11 protein-coding genes are annotated in these 11,712 nt (G+C 69.2%); 7 read left to right on the top strand and 4 right to left on the bottom strand.

All coding sequences use genetic code 11. From position 1 onward, the window contains the following. Positions 1-7 precede the first annotated feature (7 nt). From ACZ50N_RS00510 to ACZ50N_RS00520, 3 genes are all read left to right on the top strand, one after another. Positions 8-415, top strand: a complete 408-nt coding sequence (locus ACZ50N_RS00510) for a PPOX class F420-dependent oxidoreductase (protein WP_048425083.1) — start codon at positions 8-10, stop codon at positions 413-415. A gap of 6 nt (positions 416-421) precedes the next feature. Beyond that, a complete protein-coding gene (locus tag ACZ50N_RS00515) occupies positions 422-907 on the top strand; it encodes a DUF456 domain-containing protein (RefSeq protein WP_046364284.1) in 486 nt (161 codons plus the stop codon). Positions 908-1,419: 512 nt separating this feature from the next. Beyond that, positions 1,420-1,767: a hypothetical protein gene (locus ACZ50N_RS00520; RefSeq protein ID WP_046364295.1), complete on the top strand. Its 348-nt coding sequence runs from the start codon at positions 1,420-1,422 to the stop codon at positions 1,765-1,767. Here ACZ50N_RS00520 and ACZ50N_RS00525 read toward each other — a convergent pair. Both ACZ50N_RS00525 and ACZ50N_RS00530 read right to left on the bottom strand, forming a co-directional pair. Then, the gene (locus ACZ50N_RS00525; RefSeq protein ID WP_464474319.1) at positions 1,764-2,564 is read right to left on the bottom strand and encodes a tyrosine-protein phosphatase; all 801 of its coding nucleotides are present in this window, start codon (positions 2,562-2,564) and stop codon (positions 1,764-1,766) included. The two genes, ACZ50N_RS00520 and ACZ50N_RS00525, sit on opposite strands and share 4 nt — an antisense overlap. Next, positions 2,564-3,820 carry an acyl-CoA dehydrogenase family protein gene (locus ACZ50N_RS00530; protein ID WP_464474320.1) on the bottom strand — a complete coding sequence of 419 codons (1,257 nt, stop codon included), beginning with the start codon at positions 3,818-3,820 and terminating at the stop codon, positions 2,564-2,566. The genes ACZ50N_RS00525 and ACZ50N_RS00530 overlap by 1 nt, the downstream gene beginning before the upstream one ends. Positions 3,821-3,905: 85 nt before the next feature. On the opposite strand from ACZ50N_RS00530, the gene ACZ50N_RS00535 reads away from it, so the two are divergent. Genes ACZ50N_RS00535 through ACZ50N_RS00545 form a run of 3 tightly spaced genes read left to right on the top strand, consistent with a single transcriptional unit; the run spans position 3,906 to position 7,300 of the window. Next, positions 3,906-5,423, top strand: coding sequence for an FAD-dependent oxidoreductase (locus ACZ50N_RS00535; protein ID WP_464474321.1), 1,518 nt, complete (start codon positions 3,906-3,908; stop codon positions 5,421-5,423). A 38-nt stretch (positions 5,424-5,461) separates the two neighbouring features. Then, positions 5,462-6,100: a response regulator gene (locus tag ACZ50N_RS00540; protein ID WP_237165413.1), complete on the top strand. Its 639-nt coding sequence runs from the start codon at positions 5,462-5,464 to the stop codon at positions 6,098-6,100. Positions 6,101-6,106: 6 nt separating this feature from the next. After that, complete coding sequence (locus ACZ50N_RS00545; RefSeq protein WP_464474322.1) at positions 6,107-7,300, top strand: sensor histidine kinase; 1,194 nt, start codon at positions 6,107-6,109, stop codon at positions 7,298-7,300. 123 nt (positions 7,301-7,423) lie between these two features. Here the strand turns inward: ACZ50N_RS00545 and pntB are convergent, their stop codons facing one another. Together pntB and ACZ50N_RS00555 are read right to left on the bottom strand one after the other, a co-directional pair. Continuing rightward, positions 7,424-8,863, bottom strand: a complete 1,440-nt coding sequence (gene pntB / locus ACZ50N_RS00550; RefSeq protein ID WP_464474323.1) for a Re/Si-specific NAD(P)(+) transhydrogenase subunit beta — start codon at positions 8,861-8,863, stop codon at positions 7,424-7,426. Positions 8,864-8,866: 3 nt separating this feature from the next. Continuing rightward, a complete protein-coding gene (locus ACZ50N_RS00555; protein WP_464474324.1) occupies positions 8,867-10,390 on the bottom strand; it encodes a Re/Si-specific NAD(P)(+) transhydrogenase subunit alpha in 1,524 nt (507 codons plus the stop codon). Between the two features lie 200 nt (positions 10,391-10,590). On the opposite strand from ACZ50N_RS00555, the gene ACZ50N_RS00560 reads away from it, so the two are divergent. Continuing rightward, on the top strand, positions 10,591-11,679 hold the full coding sequence (locus ACZ50N_RS00560) for an NAD(P)-dependent alcohol dehydrogenase (protein ID WP_464474325.1): 1,089 nt from the start codon (positions 10,591-10,593) through the stop codon (positions 11,677-11,679). Positions 11,680-11,712: the final 33 nt, after the last annotated feature.

An 11,712-nucleotide genomic window follows, 5' to 3' on the forward strand; every position in this document is an offset into this window, starting at 1 on the left:
TGTGACCATGGCCGTCGCATTGCCCGATGATCTGATCGAACTGCTCGGCAAGCCGAGCCCGTGTTTCGTTGCCACGCTGATGGCCGACGGCTCACCGCAGCTCACCGAGACGTGGGTGACCACCGACGGCGCCAACGTCGTGCTCAACATCGTCGGCGGGATGCAGAAGGAGAAGAACCTGCGGCGCGATCCGCGCATCGCGGTCAACGTCGCCGACCCCGACAACGTCTCCCGGTTCTACGAGGTGCGCGGCCGCGTGACGTCGATGACCAGCGAGGGCGGCAAAGAACACATCGACGAGTTGTCGCAGAAATACCTGGGCATCCCGTATCCCTATTTCAGCGGCAACCCGGATGAGACCCGGCTGATCGTGACGATCGAGGCGGACAAGGTCAACACCCCGATGGCGGGCTGATCGGGCGTGAGCGCTGCCGGCATCGTCCTGGTCGGGCTGGTGATCGCGGTGGGTCTGGTGGGCATCCTGGTGCCGATCCTGCCCGGCGGGATTCTGGTGATCGCGGCGATCGGGGTGTGGGCGTTCGTCGAAGGCGGGGCCGTCGCGTGGGTGACGTTCGGCATCGCGGCGGCGTGTTTCGCTGCGGCGGCAGTTGTGAAGTACGTGTGGCCGGCGCGGCGTATGCGCGACGCCCAGGTGCGGACGTCGGTATTGGTGGTGGGGGCGCTGGCCGGCATCGTCGGCTTCTTCGTGATCCCGGTCGTCGGGCTGGTGATCGGCTTCGTCGGCGGGGTGTTCGGCGCTGAACTGGTGTCGCGGGGCGATCTGAGGCGTGCGTGGGCGTCGACGGTGCACGCGGTCAAAGGGGTGGCGTTGTCGGTGGGCGTGGAGTTGACGGGGGCGCTGTTGGCGACGGTCGCGTGGGCGGTTGGGGTGTATCTGACGGTCTGACGGGCATGTGTGCCGGTGGCCCAGCGTCAGCGACAGTGTCGGTGTCTGGTTAGTGGGGCTGTGTATTCGCCGACAGTGTCGCTCGGGGTGGGCCGGCGAGTGACTCTGTCTCGCGCGCGATGCCGCGCGCTGTCGGGGACAGTGGTGTGGGCGGTTGGGGTGTATCTGACGGTCTGACGGGCATGTGTGCCGGTGGCCCAGCGTCAGCGACAGTGTCGGTGTCTGGTTAGTGGGGCTGTGTATCCGCCGACAGTGTCGCTCGGGGTGGGCCGGCGAATGACTCTGTCTCGCGCGCGATGCCGCGCGCTGTTGGCGACGGTGGTGTGGGCGGTTGGGGTGTATCTGACGGTCTGACGGGCATGTATGCCGGTGGCCCAGTGTCAGCGACAGTGTCGGTGTCTCGTTAAAGGGGCTGTGTATCCGCCGACAGTGTCGCTCGGGGTGGGCCGGCGAGTAACTCCGTCTCGTGCGCGATGCCGTGCACTGTCGGTGCGCCGTGCGAGATTGCGCTCATGTCCGAGCTCTACGAAATCCGCGGAATCGGCCTGCGGTCCGTCATCACCGACCACCTGTTCCGCGTCGGCCCACAGACCATCCCCGACCTGCTCGACGCGCTCGAGTACCAGGGCTTCACCGTCGCGGGCCGCCCCGCCAAGACGGTGTCCGACGCTTTGCGGTGGGAGCGCGAACGGGGCCGCGTGCGGCTGGTCCGCCGCGGCAAGTACGCGCCGGCCGAGATGCCTCGGACGACCGAGCAACGCATCCACCGCCGCGCCATGGAATTGCGCGCCCGCGCTGGGATCGCCGCAGGCCGCGACGACGAACACTTCTGGGACCGGGTGGCGCTCTACCTGGACTAGCCCTGTAGCTGCGTGCGCAACCGCTGCAGATCCGCCGCCGTGAGCCCGCTGGCCTCCAGATAGCCTGTGAGAGAACCGAATTGGTCATCCACCGTGCCCAGCGCCGCTGCCAGGTACTGCTCGCGCACCCCCAGCACCGAATCCGTGAGCCGGGCCTCCGCGAGATCCAGCACCTCCGGCGACTCCGCCGCCCGGGCCCTCAGATTCGCCAGGATGCTCTCCCGCAGCTGGGGCACCGCCTCATTGCTGCGCAGGTAGTCCGCCATCACCGCCTCGCGCCCCACGCCTGCCGCCTCGAGCACCACCGCGGTCGTGAAGCCCGTGCGATCCTTACCCGCGAAGCAGTGCGCCAACACGCGTCGCCCCGAGCCAAGCAGCGTCACCACCTCGCGGACCGCCCGCTGCGCCAGCGGAGCGCTCGCGATCCGCCCGTACTCCTCGGTCATGTAGCGCGCCGCCGCGTCGGCGACCGACTCACCGTCGGACTTCTCGGTCATCATCCGCTTGAACGCGTGCTCGTGAGGCGCCTCGTCATCAGACGCCGTCGTCTCGACGAACGGCAGATGATGGATGTCGACCCCGTCGGGCACCAGCCCGGGACCATGACGCTCCAGCTCGCGCAGCGTGCGCAGATCGGCGACGTCGGTCACGCCGAACCCGCTCAACGCGGCACGCCCGGCGTCGTCGAGCTTGGACAGCTCGCTGGCGCGGAAGAAGCGGCCGGGCACGATGCCGGTCTGCTCGGCGACATCGCGGAAGTTCCAGGCGCCCGACAGCTCGTCGCCGGCCGAAGCCACTAGCTGGTCACCGCCACGCCCGTCGGGCGGCATGCCGCCGCGGCCAGCGCCGACTTCTCTTTGCCCAACTCGGCTCTGGCGATCGTGCGCATGTGCACCTCGTCGGGCCCGTCGAACAGCCGCATCGCTCGATGCCAGCCGTACATGCGGGCCAGCGGCACATCGTCACAGATGCCCATCCCGCCGTGCACCTGGATCGCGCGGTCGATGACGTCGCACGCCATCTTCGGCGCCACCGCCTTGATCTGCGCGACCAGCAGCTGGGCGTCCTTGTGCTTGTTGCCGACCTGGTCGATAGTCCACGCCGCCTTGTGGCACAGCATGCGTGTCTGATCGATCTGGTTGCGCGACAATGCAATCTGCTCCCGCACCACGCCCTGCTCGGCCAGCGGCTTGCCGAACGCGACGCGGCTCTGCACCCGGTCGATCATCAGCGCCAGCGCCCGCTCGGCCACGCCGATCGCGCGCATGCAGTGGTGGATGCGGCCCGGGCCCAACCGGGCTTGGGCGATCGCGAACCCGCTGCCCTCGGAATCGAGCAGGTTCGACGACGGCACTCGCACGTTGTCGAAGGAAACCTCGCAGTGGCCGTGCTGGTCCTGCCAGCCGAACACCGGCAGCGACCGCTCGATCGACACCCCCGGGGTGTCGACAGGCACCAGGATCATCGACTGCTGCTGGTGACTGGCCGCATCCGGGTTGGTACGACCCATCACGATCAGGATCTTGCACCGCGGATCGGCGGCACCCGAGATCCACCACTTGCGGCCGTTGATGACGTAGTCGTCCCCGTCGCGCAGCATCGTGGTCTCGATGTTGCGCGCATCGCTGGAGGCCACCGCCGGTTCGGTCATCGCGAACGCGCTGCGGATCTCGCCGGCCAGCAGCGGTTCGAGCCACTCCTTGCGCTGCTCTTCGGTGGCGAACAGATGCAGCGTCTCCATGTTGCCGGTGTCGGGGGCCGCGCAGTTGGTGACCTCCGGGCCGATCTCCATGCTCCAGCCCGTCAGCTCCGCTAGCGGCGCGTATTCGAGGTTGGTGAGCCCGGATTCGGCGGGCAGGAACAGATTCCACAGGCCGCGCTTCTTGGCTTCGGCCTTCAACTCCTCGACCACCGGCGGCACCGTGTGATCGTCGGGACCGGCCTCTCGGCGGTACCTCTCGTAGGACTCCTCGGCGGGGATGACGCGCTCGACCATGAACTCGGTCAACCGCGCGTGGTATTCGGCCCCTTTGGCAGACATCGCGAAGTCCATGCCCGCCACGATATGACACGTGTAAAACCAAGCAGCGACGAGGCGACATCGTTTGACCGGAAAGGCCGCGGGTACCCGGCGCGCCATGCCTTCTCTATGGACGGACGGGCGTCTGGAAGCCCCCACCTCGGCCGGCGGGATCGACGGCGTCACCGCCGCCGATGTCGTCGTGGTCGGCGCGGGGATCACCGGCCTGACCACCGCGCTGTTGCTGTCGCGCGCCGGCAAGTCGGTGGTCGTGGTCGAAGCCCGCCACGTGGGAGCGGCGACGACCGGCAACACCACCGGCAAGGTGAGCGTGCTGCAGGGCAGCAAGCTGGCCAGCATCGCCGGAAAGCACGGCACCGACACGTTGCGCGCCTATGTCACCGGCAACACCGAGGGCCGGGACTGGCTCGTGCGGCACTGCGAGGAACACGGGCTCAGCTACCAGCGCGAGGACGACCACGCGTACGCACAGAACGCGCAGGGGCTCAGCACGGTGCGCGACGTCCACGCGGCGTGCCGCGAGGCCGGACTGGATGCGCAATGGGTCGACGAGGCCGATGTGCCGTTCCCGTTCGCCGGCGGGGTGCGGCTGCGCGATCAGGCGCAGATCGACCCGATTCCCTACCTGTCCAGCCTGGTCACCGAATTCGAACGCCACGGCGGCATCCTGCTGCAGGGGGTGCGCGCCACCTCGGTGTCGGGCAGCGGGCCGCTGCGGGTGGCCCTGCGTCGGACCGCCGGCGAGCAGGACACCCGCGCCGCCGAGCACACCGTCACCGCGCAGCGCGTCGTGCTGGCCACTGGGATCCCGGTCCTCGACCGCGGCTTCTTCTTCGCTCGCATGGAGCCGAAACGCTCCTACTGCATGGCTTTTGACGTTCCCGGCGACATCACCCGATCGATGTACCTATCGGTCGACTCGCCGAGCCGCTCGGTGCGGTATGCACCCGGCGAGACCGGCGACAAGCTCATCGTCGGCGGTGCCGGCCACACCGTCGGGCGGTCCTCGCACCCGAAGAACGCCGTCACCGAACTGGCGCGTTGGGCGGCCCTGCACTTTCCCGGCGCCGTACAGACCCACTACTGGTCGGCGCAGGATTACCACCCGATCGACGAACTGCCCTACGTCGGGCCGCTGCTGCCGAAGATGGAAAACATCCTCGTGGCAACGGGATTCGACAAGTGGGGAATGACCAACGGGGTGGCCGCGGCGCTCGCGCTGTCGTCCCGCATCCTCGGCGGCCGCATGGACTGGGCGGCGGCGTTCGCCAGCTGGAGCCCGCACGAACTCACCGGCATCCCGACCGCGCTGCAGCTCAACATGGAGGTCGGGTTCCAGCTCGCCAAGGGGTGGATCTCCCCGCTCACCGCGTCGTCGGAGGTCCCCGAGGAGGGCCAGGGCGTGGTCAGCGGTGCGCCGTGGAAGATGACGGCCACCAGCGTCGTCGACGGCGTCACCCGCACGGTCTCCCCGGTGTGCCCGCACCTGGGCGGCGTCGTCAACTGGAACGACTCCGACCTCGCCTGGGAGTGCCCGCTGCACGGCTCGCGGTTCGCACCCGACGGCGCGCTCATCGAGGGCCCGGCCACCCGAGGGTTGACGGCGTCCCGATAGCTCAGCCACCGGGGATTCGCTATGGAATGCTGATCGCCATGGCGGAGCGGGTCAGCGTGGTGGTCGGCGATGACCACCCGATGTTCCGCGACGGCGTGGTCCGGGCGTTGCAGTCCAGCGGCTCCATCGAGGTGGTGGCCGAGGCCGACGACGGAACCGCCGCGCTGGCCGCCATCCGCGAGCACCGGCCCCAGGTGGCGCTGCTCGACTACCGCATGCCGGGGATGGACGGCGCCGCCGTTGCCGCCGCTGTGGTCCGCGACGCGCTGCCCACCCGGGTGTTGCTCATCTCCGCGCACGACGAATCGGCGATCGTGTACCGGGCGCTGCAGGACGGGGCGGCCGGATTCCTGCCCAAGGAGTCGACCCGCAGCGAACTGGTCAACGCGGTGCTCGACTGCGCGAAGGGCCGCGACGTGGTCGCGCCGAGCCTCGCCGCGGGACTCGCGGGCGAGATCCGGCGGCGCGCCGAACCCGACGCCCCGGCGCTGAGCCCGCGCGAACGAGAAGTCCTCGTGCTCATCGCAGGTGGCGCCAGCATCCCCGCGATGGCCAAGGAGCTGTTTTTGGCACCGTCGACGGTGAAAACCCACGTCCAGCGGCTCTACGAGAAGCTCGGCGTGAGCGACCGGGCCGCCGCGGTCGCCGAGGCGATGCGTCGCAAGCTGCTGGACTGACCCGAGATGGAGCGGGTGCGCCTCTGGCGCGACTTCCTGGCCGCCGAGCCGGTGCGCGTCTCGGCGCTGCTGCGCCTTCCCCTGATCGCTCTGATCGCCGTGCTCGTGTGGATCTGGGACGTCGACCACTGGCTGCCACAGCTCTACGCGGCGATCCTCGGTGTCTACGCGATCGGCGCCGTGGTGTGGTTGATCGCGGTGGTGCGCGGTCCGGTGCCGCGCTGGGCCGACTGGACGTCGATCGTCATCGACCTGACGGTCATCATCGCGCTGTGTTTGGTCTCCGGTGGCGCGACAGCGGCACTTCTGCCGGTGTTCTTCCTGCTGCCGATCTCGGTGGCGTTCCAGGACCGGCCCGGATTGTCGGCAATCTTCGGCGGGGTGACGGCGCTCGGCTACCTCGCGGTGTGGATCTTCTACTCCAAACGTGATGACCGCGTCGGTCTGCCCAACATGGTCTACACGCACTTCGGCTTCATGGTGTGGATGGCAGTGGCCACCACCGCGCTGAGCCTCGTGCTGGCCTGGCGCGCGGCCCGGCTGACCGCGCTGCAGGAGGTGCGCAGGCAGCTGGTGTCCGAGGCGATGCAGTCCGACGAGCGCCACAACCGCGAGGTCGCCGAGCACTTGCACGACGGGCCGCTGCAGACGCTGCTCGCCGCCCGGCTGGAACTCGACGAGGCCCGCGAGCGTCACGCCGACCCCGCGCTGGACCTCGTCTACACCGCGCTGCAGGAGACGGCCGCCGGGCTGCGCTCGACGGTGTCGGAGCTGCACCCGCAGGTGCTCGCGCAGCTCGGCCTCACCGCGGGCGTGCGAGAGCTGTTGCGGCAGTTCCAGACTCGCCACGACGTCGACGTCATCGCCGAACTCGACGAGGTCGGCCACCCGGCGTCGCAGACGCTGATGTACCGGGCGGCCCGTGAGCTGCTCACCAACGTCGGCAAGCACGCGGGTGCCACAAGGGTGCACGTCGACCTCGTACGTCGCGACGACCGCGTCATCCTGACCGTCGCCGACGACGGCTGTGGCTTCGATCCCGGTGTCGTCGGCCGCTCGCTGGCGGCCGGCCACATTGGACTCGGCTCGCTGCAGGCCCGGTTCGACGCGATGGGCGGATCGATGCACATCGAGTCGGCCGACGGACGCGGCAGCCGGATCGTCGCCACGTCACCACGCGAACCGATCGACGTTGTGTAGCGGAAGTGCGAGTGGCGGGCTACAGAACGTCGATCCGTCAGACGTGGCCGTGATTGTCTGACTCTCCCCCGCAAGCGGGAGGTGCCCCCACAACGCGGCTCGTCTCTCACCGCTTGATCGTCGTCAGACCGTCTGAGTCGCTCCCAGCGCCGCGTTGATCGCGTCGACCCGGTCTTTGGCGTCGCCGAACAGCATCTGCGTGTTCTCCCGGAAGAACAGTGGGTTCTGCACGCCGGCGTAGCCCGACGCCATCGACCGCTTGAACACGATGACGTTGTCGGCGTTCCACACCGTCAGCACCGGCATACCGGCGATCGGTGACCCCGGGTCCTCCGACGCCGCCGGGTTGACGGTGTCGTTGGCGCCGATGACCAGCACGACGGACGTGCCGTCGAAGTCGTCGTTGATCTCGTCCATCTCGAGCACGATGTCGTAGGGCACCTTCGCCTCGGCCAGTAGCACGTTCATGTGCCCGGGCAGGCGGCCGGCGACGGGGTGGATACCGAAGCGGACCTCGACACCACGCTCGCGCAGCTTGCGGGTCAGCTCGGCCACCCCGTACTGCGCCTGCGCGACGGCCATGCCGTAACCCGGCGTGATGATCACGCTGCTGGCGTTGGACAGCAGCTCCGCGGCGCCGTCGGCGGTGATCTCGCGGTGTTCGCCGTAGTCCTTGTCTTCGGACGGGCCGGCCTCGATCCCGAAACCGCCGGCGATGACGGAGATGAACGACCGGTTCATCGCCCTGCACATGATGTAGGACAGGTAGGCACCCGAGGAGCCGACCAGCGCACCGGTGATGATCAGCAGATCGTTGCCCAGCAGGAAGCCCGACGCCGCCGCGGCCCAGCCGGAGTAGCTGTTCAGCATCGACACCACGACCGGCATGTCGCCGCCGCCGATCGAGGCGACCAGGTGCCAGCCCAGCAGCAGCGCCAGCGCCGTGACGACGACGAGCAGCCACAGCTGCGGATCGATCACGAACCACACCGTCAACGCCGCGAACAGCACCAGCGCGCCCACGTTCAGCGCGTTCTTGCCCGGCAGCATCATCGGCGCGCTCTTGATGCGTGCCGACAGTTTCAGGTTGGCGACGATCGAGCCGGTGAACGTCACGGCGCCGATGAACACGCCGATCACGACCTCAGCCGAGTGGATGCCGAGCATGCCCTCGCTGCCGAGCTGGACGGCCTCGGCGCCGGCGAGATCCCGCTCGACATGCAGGTAGCCGTTCCAGCCGACCAGCACGGCGGCCAGGCCGACGAAGCTGTGCAGCAGCGCGATCAGCTCCGGCATGCCCGTCATCTCGACGACCTTGGCGCGCCACAGACCGATCGCGGCGCCGATGGCCATCGCGACCACCAGCAGCGCGAGCCCCAGCGGCTCGATGTGGCGGGCCAGCGCCAGCACGATCGTCGCGACCAGCGCGATCGCCATGCCGGCGATGCCGAACGAATTACCGGCGCGCGACGTCTCGTGCTTGGACAGGCCGGCCAGCGCCAGGATGAACAGCAGCGCGGCGACGACATAGGCGGCAGTGGCCGCGGTCTCCAGGGTGAACATGACTTAGCTCCTCGAGAACATGGCCAGCATGCGGCGGGTCACCGCGAAGCCGCCGAAGACGTTGATGCTGGCGAGCAGGATCGCGGCGAACGCGACCGCGGTGATGACGGGGTTGCCGTGTCCGATCTGCAGCAGAGCGCCGACGACGATGATGCCCGAGATCGCGTTGGTCACCGACATGAGCGGGGTGTGCAGCGCGTGGTGCACGTTGCCGATGACGTAGTAGCCGATCACGATCGCCAGCGCGAACACCGTCAGGTGGACCTGCAGCGCGGCGGGGGACAGGGCGATCAGCGCGAACAGCACGGCCGCGGCGGCGAACGTGATGCCCAGCCGCCGGCCCATCGACATCGGTTCCTTCGCGGGCTTCTGCGCGACGGGCTCGGCGGCCTTCGCGGCGGGCGCGGCCGAGACCTGCACCGGCGGCGGCGGCCAGGTGAGCTCGCCGTCGCGGACGACGGTCACCGACCGCTGCACGACGTCGTCGAAGTCCAGGGTGAGCTGGCCGTCCTTCTCCGGCGTGACCAGCTTGAGCAGATTGACCAGGTTGGTGCCGTAGAGCTGCGACGCGGTGGCAGGCAACCGGCCGGCGAGGTCGGTGTAGCCGATGATCGTGACGCCGTTGTCGGTGACGACGGCCTGGTCCTTGACCGTGCCCTCGACGTTGCCGCCGTTGGCGGCGGCCATGTCGACGATGACGCTGCCGGGCCGCATCGAGGCGACCATGTCGGCGGTGATGATCCGGGGCGCGGGCCGTCCGGGGATCAGCGCCGTGGTGATGATGATGTCGACGTCCTTGGCCTGGTCGGCGTACAGCTCGGCCTCGCGGGCCTTGTAGTCGTCGCCCATCTCCTTGGCGTATCCGGTCGCCGACACCTCGGCCGCGGCCGGATCGACAGCCAGGTACTCACCGCCCAGGGACTTGACCTGGTCGGCGACCTCGGGGCGCGGGTCGGTGGCGCGCACGATGGCGCCCAGGCTGCCCGCCGCGCCGATCGCGGCGAGGCCGGCCACGCCGGCGCCGACGACCAGGACCTTGGCCGGGGGGACCTTGCCCGCCGCGGTGACCTGCCCGGTGAAGAACCGGCCGAAACGGTGCGCGGCCTCGACCACCGCGCGATACCCGGCGATGTTGGCCATCGAGGACAGCACGTCGAGGGACTGCGCCCGCGAGATGCGGGGTACGGCGTCCATCGCCAGCACCGTGACGGGCCGCGCGGACAGTTTCTCCACCAGCTCAGGCTTGAGTGCCGGGGAGATCAGGCTGATGAGGGTGGCGCCGTCGCGCAGCAGGGCGATCTCGTAGTCGTTCGGGGCGTTGACCTTGAGGATGATGTCCCCGGCCCACGGGTCACCGATGGTGGCGCCGGCCTCGGTGTACGCCGCATCGGAGAAACTGGCGGCCGCACCTGCCCCGGACTCCACGGCTACCTCGTAGCCGAGCTTGAGCAGTTGCCCGACGGTCTGCGGGGTCGCGGCGACGCGCGTCTCCCCGGGCAGGGACTCTCTCGGTATCCCGATGATCATCGATGTCGATCCGATCTAGGCTTCGCGCACCGTGCCGCCGAAGGCACGTCGCTGGACGTGGAGGTTGACAGTCTAAAGAGACTCCCCGTGCAGCTCACAACCCGGAGCAGGGTCTCCCCCGCATGGGGGAGGCGCGGGGGATAGCCTCGCCCGGTGATCCGTCGCACCCCATTTCCCGCTGTTCGACGGCTGATGTTCTGATGCCGACGACGACTGCGGCACTGTCCTACGACCCCGCCGATCCCTTCGTCCTGACTGAGGTTCACGTCGACGAACCGCGCGGTCACGAGATCCTGGTGCGCATCGAGGCGTCGGGCATCTGCCACACCGACCTGGTGAATCGTGCTGTCGGAGCGGCAGACCGGCCGGTGCTGCTCGGTCATGAGGGCGCCGGGATCGTCGAGGCGGTGGGTGAAGCGGTCGACGGGGTACGGCCTGGCGACCGGGTCGTGCTGACGTTCCGGTCCTGCGGCCGCTGCCGCAACTGCGGGGCAGACAGACCGGCGTACTGCCGCGACGCATTGCGCCTCAACGGTTTCGGACAACGCACCGATGGATCGGCGCGCGTGACGGCAGGTGAGGCGCGGGTGCTCGACGGTTTCTTCGGTCAGTCCAGCCTGGCGGGTTACGCATTGAGCACGCCGGACAACACCGTGGTGGTGGGCGCCGACGTCGATCCCGTGGTGGCGGCGCCCCTCGGGTGCGGCTTCCAGACCGGGGCCGGTGCGGTGCTCAACCTGATGCGACCGCGCCCGGGCAGTTCGATGGTCGTATTCGGCGGTGGCGCAGTCGGTTTGGCGGGACTGCTGGCCGCGCTGGCCGCCGATGCGCAGACCGTGGTGGTGGTCGAACCGTCCCCGCAGCGCCGCGCCCTCGCGGAAAGCCTCGGAGCGCATGCCAGCCTGGCGCCCGGCGACGACGTCGTGAGCGCCGTGCGCGATCTCACCGGCGGAGGGGCCGACCACGCCCTGGACACCACGGGCCGGCCTGACGTCCTCGCCGACGCCGTCGCCGCACTGGCCGTCGGCGGATCGGCGGTGGCGGTCGGGCTGGGCGCCGGGGTGCCGGCGATCGACCTGCGGGACCTCGTGCTGCGCGGCAAGACCGTGCACGGCTGCCTGGAGGGCGACTCGGTACCTGTGACGTTCATCCCACGGCTGATCGAGCTCCATGCCGACGGGCGGCTGCCGATCGACCGGCTGATCACGGCGTTCCCGCACACCGAGGTCAACGACGCGCTGGCTGCACAGCACAGCGGAGGTGTCGTCAAACCCGTGCTCACCTGGTGAACAGCACTTAAATTCGCGCTGAGCACAGCGCTT

It is taken from the genome of Mycolicibacterium obuense, assembly GCF_055397605.1.

Coding starts and splice junctions, on each gene's coding strand:
- ACZ50N_RS00540 (WP_237165413.1), top strand. CDS start 5,462: ATGGCGGAGCGGGTCAGCGTGGTGGTCGGCGATGACCACCCGATGTTC.
- ACZ50N_RS00530 (WP_464474320.1), bottom strand. CDS start 3,820: ATGGACTTCGCGATGTCTGCCAAAGGGGCCGAATACCACGCGCGGTTG.
- ACZ50N_RS00555 (WP_464474324.1), bottom strand. CDS start 10,390: ATGATCATCGGGATACCGAGAGAGTCCCTGCCCGGGGAGACGCGCGTC.
- ACZ50N_RS00560 (WP_464474325.1), top strand. CDS start 10,591: ATGCCGACGACGACTGCGGCACTGTCCTACGACCCCGCCGATCCCTTC.
- pntB (WP_464474323.1), bottom strand. CDS start 8,863: ATGTTCACCCTGGAGACCGCGGCCACTGCCGCCTATGTCGTCGCCGCG.
- ACZ50N_RS00510 (WP_048425083.1), top strand. CDS start 8: ATGGCCGTCGCATTGCCCGATGATCTGATCGAACTGCTCGGCAAGCCG.
- ACZ50N_RS00535 (WP_464474321.1), top strand. CDS start 3,906: ATGCCTTCTCTATGGACGGACGGGCGTCTGGAAGCCCCCACCTCGGCC.
- ACZ50N_RS00520 (WP_046364295.1), top strand. CDS start 1,420: ATGTCCGAGCTCTACGAAATCCGCGGAATCGGCCTGCGGTCCGTCATC.
- ACZ50N_RS00545 (WP_464474322.1), top strand. CDS start 6,107: ATGGAGCGGGTGCGCCTCTGGCGCGACTTCCTGGCCGCCGAGCCGGTG.